This window comes from Muricoccus vinaceus, assembly GCF_042433125.1.
In the GTDB taxonomy this organism is placed as follows: domain Bacteria; phylum Pseudomonadota; class Alphaproteobacteria; order Acetobacterales; family Acetobacteraceae; genus Roseomonas; species Roseomonas vinacea.
Map to the genome: position 1 here is coordinate 1 of NZ_JBHLVZ010000029.1, position 15,968 is coordinate 15,968.

The 15,968-nt window shown below is 70.4% G+C and carries 13 protein-coding genes; 3 read left to right on the forward strand and 10 right to left on the reverse strand.

The window, feature by feature from the left end:
* Positions 1 to 484 precede the first annotated feature (484 nt).
* Positions 485 to 3,076 (reverse strand): ATP-dependent chaperone ClpB, encoded by a 2,592-nt coding sequence (gene clpB / locus ACFFIC_RS12355; protein WP_377050694.1) that lies wholly within the window; start codon positions 3,074 to 3,076, stop codon positions 485 to 487.
* Positions 3,077 to 3,208: 132 nt separating this feature from the next.
* Here clpB and ACFFIC_RS12360 point away from each other — a divergent pair, with 132 nt between their 5' ends.
* Positions 3,209 to 3,988, forward strand: coding sequence for an MOSC domain-containing protein (locus ACFFIC_RS12360; RefSeq protein ID WP_377050696.1), 780 nt, complete (start codon positions 3,209 to 3,211; stop codon positions 3,986 to 3,988).
* A gap of 122 nt (positions 3,989 to 4,110) precedes the next feature.
* Positions 4,111 to 6,315 carry an amylo-alpha-1,6-glucosidase gene (locus ACFFIC_RS12365; RefSeq protein ID WP_377050698.1) on the forward strand — a complete coding sequence of 735 codons (2,205 nt, stop codon included), beginning with the start codon at positions 4,111 to 4,113 and terminating at the stop codon, positions 6,313 to 6,315.
* A gap of 27 nt (positions 6,316 to 6,342) precedes the next feature.
* Here the strand turns inward: ACFFIC_RS12365 and ACFFIC_RS12370 are convergent, their stop codons facing one another.
* From ACFFIC_RS12370 to ACFFIC_RS12410, 9 genes are all read right to left on the reverse strand, one after another.
* A complete protein-coding gene (locus tag ACFFIC_RS12370) occupies positions 6,343 to 6,810 on the reverse strand; it encodes a DUF4167 domain-containing protein (RefSeq protein WP_377050700.1) in 468 nt (155 codons plus the stop codon).
* Positions 6,811 to 7,048: 238 nt separating this feature from the next.
* A complete protein-coding gene (prmC, locus tag ACFFIC_RS12375; protein WP_377050702.1) occupies positions 7,049 to 7,918 on the reverse strand; it encodes a peptide chain release factor N(5)-glutamine methyltransferase in 870 nt (289 codons plus the stop codon).
* Positions 7,915 to 8,970 (reverse strand): peptide chain release factor 1, encoded by a 1,056-nt coding sequence (prfA, locus tag ACFFIC_RS12380; RefSeq protein ID WP_377050704.1) that lies wholly within the window; start codon positions 8,968 to 8,970, stop codon positions 7,915 to 7,917. Before prfA ends, prmC begins: the two co-directional genes overlap by 4 nt.
* Positions 8,970 to 10,229: a histidine--tRNA ligase gene (gene hisS / locus ACFFIC_RS12385; protein WP_377050706.1), complete on the reverse strand. Its 1,260-nt coding sequence runs from the start codon at positions 10,227 to 10,229 to the stop codon at positions 8,970 to 8,972. Before hisS ends, prfA begins: the two co-directional genes overlap by 1 nt.
* 206 nt (positions 10,230 to 10,435) lie before the next feature.
* The gene (locus ACFFIC_RS12390) at positions 10,436 to 10,615 is read right to left on the reverse strand and encodes a hypothetical protein (protein WP_377050708.1); all 180 of its coding nucleotides are present in this window, start codon (positions 10,613 to 10,615) and stop codon (positions 10,436 to 10,438) included.
* Positions 10,615 to 11,763 carry a flavodoxin-dependent (E)-4-hydroxy-3-methylbut-2-enyl-diphosphate synthase gene (ispG, locus tag ACFFIC_RS12395; protein WP_377050710.1) on the reverse strand — a complete coding sequence of 383 codons (1,149 nt, stop codon included), beginning with the start codon at positions 11,761 to 11,763 and terminating at the stop codon, positions 10,615 to 10,617. The genes ACFFIC_RS12390 and ispG overlap by 1 nt, the downstream gene beginning before the upstream one ends.
* Before the next feature lie 69 nt (positions 11,764 to 11,832).
* Entirely contained in the window at positions 11,833 to 12,699 is an 867-nt protein-coding gene (locus ACFFIC_RS12400; protein ID WP_377050712.1) for a helix-turn-helix domain-containing protein, read from the reverse strand.
* Between the two features lie 27 nt (positions 12,700 to 12,726).
* Positions 12,727 to 13,713, reverse strand: a complete 987-nt coding sequence (locus tag ACFFIC_RS12405; protein WP_377050758.1) for an NAD(P)H-dependent flavin oxidoreductase — start codon at positions 13,711 to 13,713, stop codon at positions 12,727 to 12,729.
* Between the two features lie 161 nt (positions 13,714 to 13,874).
* On the reverse strand, positions 13,875 to 15,092 hold the full coding sequence (locus tag ACFFIC_RS12410) for an aspartate kinase (protein ID WP_377050714.1): 1,218 nt from the start codon (positions 15,090 to 15,092) through the stop codon (positions 13,875 to 13,877).
* Positions 15,093 to 15,247: 155 nt separating this feature from the next.
* On the opposite strand from ACFFIC_RS12410, the gene ubiG reads away from it, so the two are divergent.
* Positions 15,248 to 15,967, forward strand: coding sequence for a bifunctional 2-polyprenyl-6-hydroxyphenol methylase/3-demethylubiquinol 3-O-methyltransferase UbiG (gene ubiG, locus ACFFIC_RS12415; protein ID WP_377050760.1), 720 nt, complete (start codon positions 15,248 to 15,250; stop codon positions 15,965 to 15,967).
* Position 15,968 lies beyond the last annotated feature (1 nt).

Consider the following 15,968-nt stretch of genomic DNA (forward strand, 5'->3'; position numbering starts at 1 on the left):
TTGCATGTGTTAAGCATGCCGCCAGCGTTCGCTCTGAGCCAGGATCAAACTCTCAAGTTCATCCGCAGCATCACTATCCGAAAATAGCAACACCACTTCCGAGAAGACCCAAACCAGAACTCAACCCACTCACTTCTAACTACCCGTAACCCCTCGCCCACTAACGATCCGGAAACACGCAGCACTGGCCACGCATCCTTCCCAAACCATCAACAAACGAAAGAGCAAAACTCTTCCTCGTCTTCAGGAAAACAGATTCGAATTTGAAGGAACGAATGAGCTAAGGTCCCGGGTTGCCCCGGTTGGCTGAACCAACCTTCGCTCGGTGATTGCCCGTCCAAAGGAGCGGGGCGACGTAGCTAGCGGCAGTAAGCCGCCGCGTCAACCTCGCCAAAACCTTTTTCGGACCACCTCAGCCCCGCCTCAGCGGCGCCGTCGGTGTGGGCGGCTTATATGGGGGCCGCCCACACCTGTCAAAGGGCTCTCAGACTATTTCCGCCACTGCATCGACCGGGCCGACTTCCAACCCGTCCGGGCCCACAGACACGCGCAACGTCTCGCCGTCACGCACGCTTCCCTCGAGCAGCATGCCGGCCAGGCGGTCCTGCAGGTTCCTCTGGATCACACGCTTCAAGGGGCGTGCCCCATAAACAGGGTCGTAGCCCGCCTCGGCCAGCCAGTCTCGCGCCTCCTCATCCAGATCCAGCGTGATCTTCTTTTCGTCCAGCAGCTTGCGCAGCCGTCCGAGCTGAATTTCGACGATGGACCCCATGTCCCCCCGTGCAAGGCGGCGGAACAGGACGATCTCGTCCAGGCGGTTCAGGAACTCCGGCCGGAACCGCGTCCGGACGATGTTCATCACCTGCCCACGCACGAGATCCACGTCCTCGCCCTCGGGCTGGGCCGCAAGGATCTCGGATCCCATGTTGCTGGTCAGCACGATCAGGGTGTTCCGGAAATCCACCGTCCTCCCCTGCCCGTCCGTCAGCCGCCCGTCGTCGAGGACCTGGAGCAGGACGTTGAACACGTCCTCATGCGCCTTCTCGACCTCGTCGAAGAGGATGACCTGATAGGGCCGCCGGCGCACCGCCTCGGTGAGCGCGCCGCCCTCCTCGTAGCCGACATAGCCCGGGGGGGCGCCGATCAGCCGGGCTACGGCGTGCTTCTCCATGTATTCCGACATGTCGATCCGCAGCAGCGCCCGGTCGTCGTCGAACATGAAGCTCGCCAGCGCCTTGGTCAGCTCGGTCTTGCCAACGCCGGTCGGGCCCAGGAACAGGAAGCTGCCGATCGGCCGCCCAGGGTCCTGCAACCCGGCGCGCGCGCGCCGCACGGCCTTCGAGACGGCCTCGAGTGCCTCCTCCTGCCCGACGACCCGCTTGCGCAACTCGTCCTCCATGCGCAGCAGCTTGGCGCGCTCGCCCTCCAGCATCTTTTCCACGGGCACGCCGGTCCAGCGGGAGACGACGGCCGCGATGCCTTCCTCGGTCACGGCCTCGTTCACCAGCCGGCCGCCGTCGTCGGCTCCCTCGGCAATCTTCTTCTCCAGGCCGGGGATGACGCCATAGGTCAGCTCACCGGCGCGGGCATAGTCGCCTCGGCGCTGGGCCGCCTCCACCTCCGTGCGGGCGCGGTCCAGCTCCTCCTTGGCCTTCTGGGCCTCGGAAAGCTTGTTCTTCTCGGCCTGCCAGCGCCCGGTCAGCGCCGCCGACTGCTCCTCCAGGGAAGCGATCTCGCGCTCAAGCTTCTCCAAGCGGTCGCGGCTGCCCGCATCCGTTTCGCGCTTCAACGCCTCGCGCTCGATGCGGCTGCGCAAAAGGTCGCGGTCGATCGCGTCCAGTTCCTCCGGCTTGCTGTCCACGGCCATACGCAGACGGGATGCCGCCTCGTCCACGAGGTCGATCGCCTTGTCCGGCAGGAAGCGGTCGGTGATGTAGCGGTTGGACAGCGTCGCCGCCGCGACCAGCGCGGAGTCCGCGATACGCACGCCATGGTGCAGCTCGTACTTCTCCCGGATGCCGCGCAGGATGGACACCGTGTCCTCCACGCTCGGCTCACCCACGAATACGGGCTGGAAGCGACGCGCCAGCGCCGCATCCTTCTCCACGTGCTTGCGATACTCGTCGAGCGTCGTCGCGCCGATGCAGTGCAGCTCGCCACGGGCCAGGGCGGGCTTGAGCAGGTTGGACGCGTCCATCGCCCCATCCGCCTTGCCCGCGCCCACCAGCGTGTGCATCTCGTCGATGAAGAGGATCACCTCGCCGGCCGCGTTCTCGATCTCGGTCAGAACCCCCTTCAGGCGCTCCTCGAACTCGCCGCGGTACTTGGCGCCGGCCACCATGGCGCCGAGGTCGAGCGCGAGCACGCGCTTGCTCTTCAGCGCTTCCGGCACGTCGCCGTTGACGATGCGGTTGGCCAGCCCTTCCACGATCGCGGTCTTGCCCACGCCGGGTTCGCCGATCAGAACCGGGTTGTTCTTGGTGCGGCGGGCGAGCACCTGGATCGTGCGGCGGATCTCCTCGTCACGGCCGATCACCGGGTCGAGCTTGCCGTCGCGCGCGGCCTCCGTCAGGTCGCGCGCATACTTCTTCAGGGCGTCGAACTGCTGCTCGGCGCTGGCGCTGTCCACGGTGCGGCCCTTCCGGACCTCCGCCACGGCGGCCTCCAGCTTCTGCGCGGTCGCGCCGTTCTTCACCAGAACGCGCCCGGCCGGCGTGTCGCTCGCGGCGAGCGCCACCAGCAGCCTGTCCTGTGCCACGAAGCTGTCGCCGGTGCGGGTCGCGTTGCGCTCGGCGGCGTCGAGCAGGCGCACGAGCTCGGGCGTCACCTGCGGTTGGCCTGCGCCGCCGCCGGAGACGCGCGGGTTGCGCGACACCTCCGTGTCGATCTCCTGCTTCGCCACGGCCGGGTTGCCGCCGGCGGTGCGGATCAGCCCGGCCGCCGCGCCTTCCTCGTCGTCCAGGAAGGCCTTGAGCAGGTGCTCGGGTGTTACGCGCTGGTGGTATTCGCGGATCGCGATGGTTTGCGCGGCCTGCAGGAAGCCCCGGGCACGCTCGGTGAGTTTCTCGATGTCCATTCTCTGTCCCTCCGCCGCGGACCAGGCCGCGGGATCACTGGCGACCGCCATCCCCACCCCTCAAGAGGCAGCGGGTTCGGCGTTTGATCCGGATGTGGTATCCCGCTCGGGCCGGCTTCAAGAGGCATCCCGATGCGCGTGGAACATCTTTATCGCTACCCCGTGAAGGGCCTGACCGCCGAAAGTCTGGAGGAGGTTGTCCTCGCCCCCGGCGAGACCATCCCGCACGACCGGCGCTTCGCCCTCGCCCAGGGCGACTCTCCCTTCGACGAAGCCGCTCCGCGCTTCCTGCCCAAGCAGAACTTCGCCTGCATGATGAAGAACGGCCGCGTGGTGCTCGTCCGCGCCGCGCTGGACCCGCATGACGGCACCCTGTCCCTCGCCGCGGAAGGGCACCCGCCTTTGTCGGCTCCGACCGGGACGGCGCAGGGAAAGGTAGCGCTCGGGGAATGGCTCATCCGCTTCCTCGGGGACGAGGCCCGGCAAGGCGTTGCGCCTGACGGCACTCCCCGGCCGCCCCGCTTCACCGAGGCCCCCGGCCACGCCTTCACCGACCAGGCGCGCAAGGGGGTGTCGTTGATCAACATGGCGAGCCTGCACGCCCTGGAGCGGGCGATCGGCCGCCCCCTGAACCCGCTGCGGTTCCGCGCCAACATCTACTTCTCGGGCCTTCCGGCCTGGGCCGAGCATGACTGGGTTGGCGGCGAGGTGCTGCTGGGCGGCGCCCGGCTCTCGGTCTTCAAGCGCACGGTCCGCTGCCCCGCGACCCAGGTCGACCTGGAAACGGGGGAGCGTGACCTCGACGTGCCGCGGCTGCTGGAGCAGCATTTCGGCCACAAGGACCTGGGCGTGCACGCCGCGGTGATCGAGGGCGGGCGGGTCGCGGTCGGGGACGCGCTCGAAGCCGCCTGAGCCGGCCGCGCCGCCCGGTATCCTGCGCGGCGCCGGTCCGTCGGTAAGCCAGCCGGCCGCGTCCACGCACGGCTCATGACAAGGCGCCCGCAAGGCGGGGAAAGCGCCAGGGAGTGGAACGAATGGACGACAACGGTGGCCATCAGCCGCCCGGTGATGAAGGCGCGTGGAACGTCGCCTCCACCGCCGCCACCGCGCTGGCCTTCTATCGCCCGCGCACCCTGAAGAACGGCTCGTCCTTCCTGGTGCTGGACCATTCCGGTGACGCCCAGGCGGCTGGCGCAACGGCGGAGGGGCTGTTCCACGACGACACCCGCTTTCTTTCCCGCCAGTCGATCCGCCTGGCCGGCCTTCGCCCGCTTCTGCTTTCCTCGGCGGTGAGCACGGACAACACCGTCCTCACGGTCAGCCTGACCAACCCGGACATCCCGGTGGGGCCTGACCGCAAGCTGGTGCGCGATTCCATCCATGTCGAGCGCCAGATGGTGCTCGGCAACGGCCTCCTGCGGGAGCGCATCACGCTGCGCAACTTCTCCGACGCCCCGCTCGCCTCCGAGCTTCTGCTCAGCTACGCCGCCGATTTCGCCGATATCTTCGAGGTGCGTGGCCATCAGCGTGCCCGGCGTGGGGAACGCCGTGCACCGGAGGTGCGTTCCGACGGCAGCCTCGTCCTCTCCTATCGCGGCCTCGACGAGGTGGAGCGCCGCACGCGGCTCCGCTTCGAACCACCGCCCGAAGGCGTGCCGGGCCGCGACAACCGCTGGCGGCTCGACCTGGCCCCTGGGGCCACACGCGTCATCGACATCATCATCACCTGCGAGTCAGGGCCGGAAGCGGCGGAGGCTCACCCTCCCCTGGGCTTTGACGCGCTTCTGGCCGGAATCCGCGCCTGGACGGCGACGCGCGAGGCGGAGCAGGCACGGGTCTCTTCGTCCAACCAAGCCTTCAACGACTGGTTCGCACGCTCCGAGGCCGACCTTTCCATGCTGACCACCGAAACGCCGGTGGGGCCATTCCCCTATGCCGGCATTCCCTGGTTCTCCTGCCCCTTCGGCAGGCATTCGCTGATCACGGCCATGCAATGCCTTTGGGCCGATCCAGCCATGGCGCGCGGCGTCCTGCGGTTCCACGCCAGAGCGCAGGCGACCACCCTCGATCCCTCGCGCGACGCCGAACCCGGCAAGATCCTGCACGAAAGCCGCAGCGGCGAGATGGCGGCGCTGCGGGAGGTGCCCTTCGGCCGCTACTACGGCTCCGCGGATGCGACGCCGCTCTTCGTGCTGCTCGCCTCCCAGTACGCCGACCGCACGGGCGACTGGCGGCTGGTCCGCGAGATCTGGCCGAGCATCGTCGCTGCCCTTCGCTGGATCGAGCGGCACGGCGACATCGATGGCGACCTGCTGCTGGAATACGACCGGCAGTCGGCGAACGGCCTGATGAACCAGGGTTGGAGGGACAGCTGGGACAGCGTCTTCCACGCCGACGGCCGCCTTGCGGAAGGACCGATCGCGCTGATCGAAGTGCAGGCCTATGCGGAGGCCGCATGGCGCGGTGCCGGCCGGCTGGCCCGCGCGCTCGGCCACGAGAACGAGGCGGAGGTCTGGACCGCCAATGCCGACGCGCTCCGCGCGCGCGTGGAGGAGGCCTTCTGGTGCGAGGAGCTTTCCACCTACGCCATGGCGCTCGATGGCGAGAAGCGGCCTTGCCGCGTCCGCTCGTCCAATGCCGGCCATGCGCTGCTGACCGGCCTCGCCTGCGCCGAGCGGGCGCAGAAGATCGGGGAGGTGCTGATGGCACCCGGGAGCTTCGGTGGCTGGGGCATCCGGACCGTCGCCGAGGGCGAGGGGCGCTACAACCCCATGTCCTACCACAACGGCTCGGTCTGGCCCCACGACAACGGCCTGATCGCGCTCGGGATGAAGCGCTACGACCTGCGCCGCCCGCTGGAGCGGCTGCTGACCGGCCTTTACGACTCCGCGCGGGCGCTGGACATGCACCGGATGCCCGAACTCTTCTGCGGCTTCCCACGACGCCCAGGGGAGGCGCCAACCTCCTACCCCGTGGCCTGCCTGCCGCAGGCCTGGGCCGCGGCCAGCGTTTACGCGGTGCTGGGCGCCATGCTTGGCGTGTCGTTCCGGCCAGAGGAAAAGGCGGTTCGCTTTATGCGCCCCTTCCTGCCCTCCTGGCTGGATGAGCTGCGCATCAGCAACCTCGCTCTCGGCGAGGCGCGGTTGGATGTGCGCCTCCGGCGGCACGGGCCAGACGGGAGCGTCTCGCTCAACCTGCTGCGGCGCGAGGGCGAAATGGAGGTGGCCGTCATCACCTGACGGCAGCCACCCTCAAGCCCGGAAAGCCTACTGGACCGCCTCGCGCACGTCGCCGTCCATCGGCTGGCCGTCATAGCCGTTGGCGGAGCCTTCGCCCTCACCCTCGGAATAGCCGTCCTGCTGGCCGTCATTGCCCTGGTAGCGGCGGCCGCCGTGCTGCGGCCCCGGGGCACCGCCGCCCTGCTGCTGCTGAGCCTGGTTCATCGCGTTGAGAATGCGGAAATAGTGCTCGGCGTGCTGGAAATAGCCTTCCGCCATCACCCGGTCGCCCGAGCCGGTGGCATCGCGGCCGAGTTGCAGGTACTTCTCGAAAAGCTGCTGGGCGGTGCCCCGCATCCGCATGTCCGGCCCGATCGAGTCGAACACGTGGTTGCGGTTCATCGGCTGGTTGCCGCTGCTCTGCGGGCGGGGACCGCCGCCGCCTCCGCCACTATGGCCTCCGCCATGTCCGCCCTGACGGAAATTCCCGCGGCCGCGCATACGCTTCATGTTCATCTGGATCTGGTTCGCACTTCCATGCTCGCGCCGCCGCCCCGGGTTTGGTTCAAGATAGCGGCCCCTGGGGTCCGGCTGGCGAGATGATGATCGTTGTGCCGAGCGGCTTGCCGGCGGCTTGACCCGCCCTGGTCAGGGCAACGGGGGCCGGGGCTCCGACGGGCCCATTGCGCTGCTCGCGCGATGGAAGCCACAGGCCCAAACTAGTGAGGCCCGGCGATTCCTCCAAATGGTTTTTTCAGGAGCCCGATTCCAGTACCAGGGCGCGGGCAATGCCCCCCAGGTCGTCACGGCACCCGCAGGCGCGAAGACCCGCCGCCTCCATCACCGCCTCCACCGGGCCGCGCTGCCCCTGCCCCAGCTCCAGCACCGCACGTCCACCCTCCGCCAGGAGCATGGGCAGCGCAGCCGCCAGCGCCCGGTAGGCATCCAGCCCGTCCGGGCCGCCATCCAGGGCGAGGGCGGGCTCGTGCAAGGCCACCTCCGGCATCAGGCCCATGATGGCGGCGCGTTCGATGTAAGGCGGGTTGGAAAGGACGAGCTCGAAGCGCCCCGTGAGCGCGGCGGCCCAGTCTCCGGCCAGGACGGCGGCGCGCTCGGCCAGGCCGTTCCGCCTGGCATTGGCATGCGCCAGGGCGGCGACCTCCGGGCTGCGGTCCACGCCCACTCCGAAGGCACCGGGGAACTCCGCCAAGGCCGCCAGCAGCAGCGCCCCCGTCCCGGTGCCGAGGTCCAGCACCCGGCGGACGGCGCGGCGATCGGGAAAGGCATCCAGCGCCGCCTCGACCAGGGTTTCGGTGTCGGCACGCGGGATCAGCGTGGCGGGACTGGTGAGGAGGTCCAGCGTCCAGAACCCGGCATGGCCCAGAAGATGGGCAATCGGAACATGGCGGGCGCGAGCGGAAAGGGTTTGGCGGAACCGGGCCTGGGCCGCCTCGGGAACCGGAGCCCGCGGGTCGCGCAGGAGGTCCTCCTGGCGGCACCCCATCGCCTCGGCGAGAAGAAGCCGCGCCTCCTGCCGCGGAGCCTCCACGGCGGCGGCCCGCAGAACCTGCCCGGCCTGGCAAAGGAAGGCCCCGACGGAATCGCCGGGTTCGCAGCCGCTCACTCGCTCTCGGCGGCCAGCCGCGCCGCCTGGTCCTCGGCCATCAGGGCGGAGAAGATCTCCTCGAAGTCACCCAGCATCACGCGCTCCACCTTGTGCAGCGTCAGGCCAATCCGGTGGTCCGTCACGCGGCCCTGCGGGAAGTTGTAGGTGCGGATGCGCTCGCTGCGGTCGCCCGTGCCCACCTGCCCCTTCCGGTCCGCCGCCCGCGCCCCGGCCAGCGCCTGGCGCTGCGCCTCGTAGATCCGCGCGCGCAGAACCTTCATGGCCTTCGCGCGGTTCTTGTGCTGGGACTTCTCCTCCTGCATCGCCACCACCGTGCCCGTGGGGAGGTGGGTGATGCGCACGGCGCTGTCGGTCTTGTTGACGTGCTGCCCGCCGGCGCCGGAAGCGCGGTACGTGTCGATGCGCAGGTCGCTCTCGTTGATCTGCACGTCCACCTCCTCGGCCTCGGGCAGCACGGCGACCGTCACGGTGGAGGTGTGGATGCGCCCCTGCGTCTCGGTCGCCGGCACGCGCTGCACGCGGTGGACGCCGCTCTCGAACTTCAGCTTCGCGAAAACGCCGCGCCCGGCGATGCTGGCGCTCGCCCCCTTGATGCCCCCCGCATCGCTCTCGTCCCATTCCAGCAGCTCGAAGCGCCAGCCCTGCCCTTCGGCATAGCGCTGGTAAGCGCGGAACAGCTCGGCCGCGAAAAGTCCGGCCTCGTCGCCACCGGCCGCGGGGCGGACCTCCAGGATCGCGGAGCGGTCATCGGCCGCGTCGCGCGGCAGCAGCATAATGCGGATCTCGTGCTCCAGCGCGGGCACGCGGTCGCGCTGCTCGAAGTACTCCGCCTCGGCCAGCTCCCGCAGCTCGGGATCGGCCATCATGGCCTCGGCGTCGTCGCGGGCGCGCTCGGCCAGGCGCAACTCGCCCATCTTGGCGACCACCGGCTCCAGCTCGGACAACTCCTTCGAAAGCGCGCCGAAGCGGCTGCCATCGGCGGTGCCCAGCTCGTGCCGCAGCTCCTCCGCACGGGAGAGAAGGCGGTCCAGTTTCGCGGGAAGCGCCATCAGCTCAACCGCGCCGCGAGTTCCGCCGCCGGAACGCGCTCCTGCGTGCCGGCATCGAGGTCACGGAGTTGCACCGAGCCCTCCGCCATCTCCTCTTCCCCGATGATCACGGCGGCGCGGGCGCCAAGCCGGTTGGCCCGCTCCATTCGGCGCTTGAGGTTGCCCTTGAAGGCGATCTCGGCCGCGACCCCCGCGCGGCGGAGGGCCTGCACCGTGTCCAGCGCCGCGGCCTCGGCGGCCTCTCCCACCGGGATCACGGCCACGGGACGCGGCGCGGCCGGGGCCTCGTCCAGCAGCATGGACAGCCGCTCCACGCCCGCGGCCCAGCCGACGGAGGGAGTGGGCGGCCCGCCCATTTCCTCGACCAGCCCGTCGTAGCGGCCACCGGCCATGACCGTGCCCTGCGCCCCCAGGCGGTCGGTCACGAACTCAAAGGCGGTGTGGCTGTAGTAATCCAGCCCGCGCACGATGCGAGGGTTCTCGCGATACGGGACGCCGAACCGGTCGAGCGCGCGCTTGACACCTTCGTAGAAGGCGGCGGCGGCCTCCGTCAGGTGCAGCCCGATCGTCGGCGCATCCGCCACCAGCGCGCGGTCGCCAGGGTCCTTGCTGTCCAGGATGCGCAGCGGGTTCTTCTCCAGCCGCGCCCGGCTGTCCTCCGAAAGCCGCTCGGCGCCGGCGGTGAAATGCGCGACCAGCGCGGCGCGGTAGGCCTCCCGGCTCGGTCCGTCGCCGAGCGTGTTGATCTCCAGCACTGCGCCCTGGTCGATCCCCAGCGCCTGCTGGATGTGCCAGCCGCAGGCGATCACCTCGGCATCCGCCAACGGCTCCGCGGCCCCCATCACCTCGCAGCCGATCTGGTGGAACTGGCGGTAGCGTCCCTTCTGCGGCCGCTCGTAGCGGAACATGGGACCGGCGTAGAACACCTTGCGCGGCAGATTCGTCTGGGTGAGCCCATTGGTCACCAGGGCCCGGCAGGCCCCCGCCGTCCCCTCCGGGCGCAGCGTCACGCTTTCCCCGCCGCGGTCCTCGAAGGTGTACATCTCCTTCGAAACGACATCCGAGGTCTCCCCCAGGGTGCGGGCGAAGACGCGCGTGTCCTCGAAGATCGGCGTCGCCCATTCCTCGAAGCCGTAGAGGGCGGCGATGCCGCGCGCGGTGTCGATGACATGACGGTGCCGCCGGAACTCCTCGCCGATCAGGTCATGCGTGCCGCGCGCGGGCTGGAGGCCCTGCTTGGAATTCTGGGGTTTCGCCATGGTGGGCGGCGGATTAGCACCGCGCGCCCCGGATGTCCCTACCCCCTGCCCCGGACAGGCCCGCGTTGCGGCCGGCGGGGCAAGCCATGGCTGGCCAACGCCCTGCTCCTGGTCCCCGCCTTGCCGGGCCTTCTCGCCGGGATGGTCATGCTGTGGCTGGTCATCGCCCAGCCGACCTTCCATCATTGAGGTCGCGGCGCCGCCCCTCAGCCCTCGCGAAGAAGCGCGACGGTGCGTCGAAGCTGCTCCTTCGCCGCCTCGAACACCTCCGCGTCCCGCGCCTCCATGACGCCGTGCCCTTCCTCGAACTCCTCCAGCAGGTCGAGGATGGCCTGCTCCATCGCGGCCAGGACCGGGTGCTGGTCGTCCTCGGCGGAGGGGGCCATCACTCGGCCGCCGGAACCAGCGCGGCCGCCTCGGCGGCCTTCGCGGCCTCCTTCTCGGCCGCGAGCTGCGCCGCGCGGGCCTCAACCAGCCCGACGATGTGATCCACCATGTCGTCGCTCCGGGTGGTGTGGCTCGTCCGCCCGGCCGAATAGACCATGTGCGTGCCCGCGCCGCCGCCGGTCAGGCCGATGTCGGTCATCAGCGCCTCGCCGGGCCCGTTCACCACGCAGCCGATGATGGAAAGGCTGATCGGCTGCTCGATATGGGCCAGCCGCTCCTCCAGCGCTTCCACGGTCTTGATCACGTTGAAGCCCTGCCGCGCGCAGGAAGGGCAGGAAATGATCTTCACGCCGCGGTGGCGGATGCCCAGCGACTTCAGGATGTCCCAGCCGACATGGACCTCCTCCTCCGGCTCCGCCGAAAGAGAAACCCGGAGCGTGTCCCCGATCCCGGCCCAGAGAAGGCTGCCCAGCCCGATGGAGGACTTCACCGTTCCCGTCCGCTTCCCGCCGGCCTCGGTGATCCCGATGTGCAGCGGGTGGTCGCAGGCCTCGGCGAGCTGCTGGTAGGCGGCCACCGCCAGGAACACGTCGCTGGCCTTCACGCTGATCTTGAACTCGTGGAAGTCGTTCTGGAGCAGGTGGTCGGCGTGCCACAGCGCGCTTTCGACCAGCGCCTCCGGGTTGGGCTCCCCGTACTTCTCCAGCAGGTGCTTCTCCAGGGAACCGGCGTTGACGCCGATGCGGATGGAGCAGCCGTGGTCCCGCGCCGCGCGCACGACCTCCTTCACCCGCTCGGGCGAGCCGATGTTGCCTGGATTGATCCGCAGGCAGGCAGCCCCCGCCTGGGCGGCCTCGATCGCGCGGCGGTAGTGGAAGTGGATGTCGGCCACGATCGGGACGTTCACCTCCCGCACGATCTCGGCCAGGGCCGCCGTGGCCTCCTCCGTGGGGCAGGACACGCGGACGATGTCCACCCCGGCCAGCTCCGCCCGCCGGATCTGGGCGATGGTGGCCGCCGCATCCTCGGTGGGGGTGTTGGTCATGGTCTGGACGGTGATCGGCGCGTCACCGCCGACGGGAACGCGGCCCACCATGATCTGGCGGGACTTGCGGCGCTCGATCTGCTGGTAAGGACGATAGGACATGCGCGGGCTCTTCCCCGAAATTCCGCGAAGATATGGCAGGGGCGGCCCCCCGGGCCAAGGGCGAAGCGGCTAGCGTCCCGCGGGAGAAGCGGAACGCGCCTGCCGGAGCTGCTCGGCAACGAGCGGCAGGTCTCGCACCAGCCCGGTTCGCCCGGCCAGCGCGCGGGTTGGCCTGCCATCCACCAGCACCTCCACCGCCTGGGCCTTGCCGGTGGTCAGCACCAGCCCCTCCCGCGGAATCGCGAAGGACTCATTGGCCCGGAAAACCCGGTTGAGGATGGTCTGGCCCGTGGCGGGATCGCGGACCTGCACCCAGGTCTCGTCGGACAAGCGAAGAGAGACGCGGCTCGGCGCCTCCGGCGGCTCGGGCGGAACGCCCGGCAGGGCCGGGCGGGTCGCCGGCTCGGCAGGGGATGGCTGGGCAGGGGTGGCGGAAGGCTCGGCCACCGGCGCGCGCGGCGCAGCAGCCACCGGTGGGCGAGGCGCAGCGACCACCACCTCCGAGGGGGGCGGGGTGGCGGGCCCTTCCCCGCCAAGCGGGATCAGGCCGTCGCTCCAGGCCCACCAGCCGGCGGCTCCGGCCCCGAGGAGAAGGACCAGCGCGAGCCATCCCTTCCCGCCGGCGCGCCGCGGCTCGGGCTCCGGCTCGGGCTGCCGCGCCACCGGGCGGCGGGCGGCGGGCGCGGAATCGCGATAGCGGCGCGCCAGATCGTCGGCGTCCAGGCCGAGGGAGGTCGCATAGCTGCGCACGAAGCCCAAGGCATAGGCCATGCCCGGCAGCTCCTGGCCCCGCCCCTCCTCCAGCGCCGCGAGGTAGCGGCGGTTGATCTTGAGGGTGCTCTCGACCTCCTCGAGGGTCACGCCGAGCTCGAGCCGCTTCGCGCGCAGCTCCTCGCCAACGCGGACCGATTCCGCCACTGCCTCGGGCTTCGCCATGGAGCGCCTCGGTTCCTGCGGCGCGGCTCAGACCGCCCGGGCGGAGAGCACGGCGGCCGCCTGCTGCATCAGCTCGGCCAGGATCGTCGCCACCGGAGCCTCCCGGGTCACCATGCCCACGCTCTGCCCGGCCATCAGGGAGCCGTTCTCGACATCGCCGTCGATCACCGCCCGGCGAAGGGCGCCGGCCCAGTAGTGCTCGATGTCCAGCTGCGCCGCGTCCTTGTCCAGTTCGCCCGCGCGGTGGCGGCGGATCACCTCCGCCTGGTGCTCCAGGAAGCGCTTGGTGCCCTCGTTCTGCAGGGCGCGCACGGGGATCACGGGGAAGCGGGCGTCGAGCTGCACGGTCGGCAGCGCGTCGCGCGCGGCACCGCGGATGAAGGCCTGCTTGAAGCGGGCATGGGCGATGCTCTCGGTGGCGCAGACGAAGCGCGTGCCGATCTGCGCGCCCGCCGCGCCCATCTCCAGGTAGGACAGCAGCGCCTCGCCCCGGCCGATGCCGCCGGCCACGAAGACGGGCACCTCGGATGCCATGACCGGCAGGATCTCCTGCGCGAGCACGTTCAGCGAGACCGGGCCGATATGCCCGCCCGCTTCCGAGCCCTCGATCACCAGGGCGTCCGCGCCGGAGCGCACCAGCTTCTTGGCCAGCGCGAGCGCCGGGGCGAAGCAGACCACCTTCGCGCCGCCTTCCTTCGCCTTGCGGATGGCCGTGGTGGGCGGGATGCCGCCCGCGAAGACGATGTGCCCGATCCTGGCCGCCAGGCACACGTCCACCAGCGCATCCAGGCGCGGGTGCATGGTGATCAGGTTCACGCCGAAGGGCCGGGCGGTCAGCGCCTGGGTGGCCGCGATCTCCTGCGCCAGCCGGTCCGGCTCCATCGCACCGCAGGCGATCACGCCGAAGGCGCCCGCACTGGACAGGGCGGCGACCAGGTGGCGCTCGCTGATCCAGGACATGGCGCCGCCCATGATGGCGACCTCGCTGCCCAGGAAGGCCGCGCCGCGCGCCATGAGCCGGGCCAGGCGAGCCCGGGCCGCCTCGTCCGGGGCCGGAAAGGCCGGTGCGACCGCGGGCGGCACCTCCGGCTTTTCGGCCGCGGCCTGCGCCGCCGCGCCGCCGTAGCCGGCGCCTCCCTGGGAGGCCGGGATGTCCGTCAGGTCCAGCGCGGCCATCAGGGCGCGTCCAGCCCGTAGGCGGTGTGCAGCGCGCGCACCGCCAGCTCCGTGTACTCGCCGCCCACCAGCACGCTGGTCTTGATCTCGCTGGTGGAGATGACCTGGATGTTGATGCCCTTGGCGGCCAGGGTCTTGAACATGGTGGCGGCAACGCCCGCATGGCTGCGCATGCCGATGCCCACCACCGAGATCTTGGTCACCTCCGGGTCCGCCACGATCTCGGAGAAGCCGATTTCCGGCCGGGCGCCCTCCAGCACCTCCCGCGCGCGGGGAAGGTCGGCCTTCCCCACCGTGAAGGTCATGTCCGTGGTCCCGTCCGTGCCCAGGTTCTGCACGATCATGTCCACGTTCACGTTGGCGTCCGCCAGCGGCCCGAACACGGTGGCCGCGATGCCCGGCTTGTCCGGCACCCGCCGCAGGGTCACCTTCGCCTCGTCGCGGGAATAGGCGACGCCCGTCACCAGCGGCTGTTCCACGATCTCGTCCTCGTCCACCACCAGGCTGCCCGGCTTGTCCTCGAAGGAGGACAGCACCTGCACCCGCACCTTCTGCTTCATCGCCAGCTCGACCGACCGCGTCTGCAGCACCTTGGCGCCGACGGAGGCCAGTTCCAGCATTTCCTCATAGGCCACGTGCGTGAGCTTCCGCGCGCGCGGCACGATCCGCGGGTCGGTCGTGTAGATGCCGTCCACGTCGGTGTAGATGTCGCAGCGATCCGCGCGCACCGCGGCGGCCACCGCCACCGCCGAAAGGTCCGATCCTCCCCGCCCGAGCGTGGTGATGCGGTTCCTGGGGCCGATGCCCTGGAACCCGGCGATCACCGGCACCTGACCCTGCCCCATGCGCTCGACCAGCAGGGCGCCGTCTATCTCCTCCACGCGGGCCTTGCCATGGGCGCCATCCGTGCGGATCGCCACCTGCCAGCCCTGCCAGGAGCGGGCATCCACCCCGATGGTCTGCAGCGCGATCGCCAGCAGCCCCGTGGTCACCTGCTCCCCGGTCGCGACAACCGCGTCGTATTCCCGCGCGTCGTGCAGCGGCGACAGGTCCTGGCACCACTTCACGAGCTGGTTGGTCACGCCCGACATGGCCGAGACCACCACGGCCACCTCGTTGCCGGCATCGACCTCCCGCTTCACGCGGGTGGCGACGTTGCGGATGCGGTCGAGGTCGGCGACGGAGGTGCCGCCGAACTTCATGACGATGCGGGACATAAGCGGATCGGGAACTGCCGGGTGGAGGATGCGCGGGTTGCGTCCCGGCGCGGGGCGGCACAGATACCGGCCCAGGCCCGGGGGAGCAACCTTCGGGACGGGGATCGGGGTTCCGGATGGCGCAGGGCACGGTTGCGGCGGGCATGGAGCCGGGGATGTCGGGCGCCGCCAGGGGCGGCGGTACGGTCCTGGCCGGCGAGATCGCCAAGTTCGACGCGCTGGCCCGGGAGTGGTGGGATCCCCGCGGCCCGATGGCGCCGCTCCATGCCATGAACCCCCTTCGCACCCGCTGGATCGCGGAACGGCTGGGTCGGCCGCCCGAGGCGCTGGCCGGGCTGACCCTTCTCGATGTCGGCTGCGGGGCCGGGCTGGCGGCGGAGGCGCTGGCACGGCGCGGGGCCGTCGTCACGGGCCTCGACATGGCGCCCGAGGCGCTCGAGGCAGCCCGCTTCCACGCCGCCGGCCAGGGGCTGTCGATCCGCTACCAGCAGGGACGCCCGGAGGAGCTGGACGAGACCTTCGATGCCGTCACGGCCCTGGAGGTCATCGAGCACGTGGCGGACCCGGATGCCTTCCTTTCCGCCCTCGCGCGCTCCGTGCGGCCGGGCGGCACCGTGTTCCTGTCCACGCTGAACCGCACGGCGCGGAGCTTTCTGTTCGCCAAGCTCGGTGCCGAATACCTGCTCCGGCTGCTGCCGCGCGGCACGCATGACTGGCGCCGGTTTGTTACCCCCGCCGAACTGGGCGCCGGGCTGCGCCGGGTGGGGCTCCGGGTGATCGACGTCGCGGGCATGGTGCCCGACCCCCTCACGGGCGGCTGGCGGGAAAGCCGGGACACCCGGGTGAATTACATCATGGCCGCCCGGAAGGGCTGAA

What these genes read in the sequence shown, in the direction of transcription:
- clpB (WP_377050694.1), bottom strand. Translation starts at nt 3,076, where the DNA reads ATGGACATCGAGAAACTCACCGAGCGTGCCCGGGGCTTCCTGCAGGCC.
- ACFFIC_RS12360 (WP_377050696.1), top strand. Translation starts at nt 3,209, where the DNA reads ATGCGCGTGGAACATCTTTATCGCTACCCCGTGAAGGGCCTGACCGCC.
- ACFFIC_RS12365 (WP_377050698.1), top strand. Translation starts at nt 4,111, where the DNA reads ATGGACGACAACGGTGGCCATCAGCCGCCCGGTGATGAAGGCGCGTGG.
- ACFFIC_RS12370 (WP_377050700.1), bottom strand. Translation starts at nt 6,810, where the DNA reads ATGAACATGAAGCGTATGCGCGGCCGCGGGAATTTCCGTCAGGGCGGA.
- prfA (WP_377050704.1), bottom strand. Translation starts at nt 8,970, where the DNA reads ATGGCGCTTCCCGCGAAACTGGACCGCCTTCTCTCCCGTGCGGAGGAG.
- hisS (WP_377050706.1), bottom strand. Translation starts at nt 10,229, where the DNA reads ATGGCGAAACCCCAGAATTCCAAGCAGGGCCTCCAGCCCGCGCGCGGC.
- ACFFIC_RS12390 (WP_377050708.1), bottom strand. Translation starts at nt 10,615, where the DNA reads ATGGCCCCCTCCGCCGAGGACGACCAGCACCCGGTCCTGGCCGCGATG.
- ispG (WP_377050710.1), bottom strand. Translation starts at nt 11,763, where the DNA reads ATGTCCTATCGTCCTTACCAGCAGATCGAGCGCCGCAAGTCCCGCCAG.
- ACFFIC_RS12400 (WP_377050712.1), bottom strand. Translation starts at nt 12,699, where the DNA reads ATGGCGAAGCCCGAGGCAGTGGCGGAATCGGTCCGCGTTGGCGAGGAG.
- ACFFIC_RS12405 (WP_377050758.1), bottom strand. Translation starts at nt 13,713, where the DNA reads ATGGCGCGCGGCGCGGCCTTCCTGGGCAGCGAGGTCGCCATCATGGGC.
- ACFFIC_RS12410 (WP_377050714.1), bottom strand. Translation starts at nt 15,092, where the DNA reads ATGTCCCGCATCGTCATGAAGTTCGGCGGCACCTCCGTCGCCGACCTC.
- ubiG (WP_377050760.1), top strand. Translation starts at nt 15,248, where the DNA reads ATGTCGGGCGCCGCCAGGGGCGGCGGTACGGTCCTGGCCGGCGAGATC.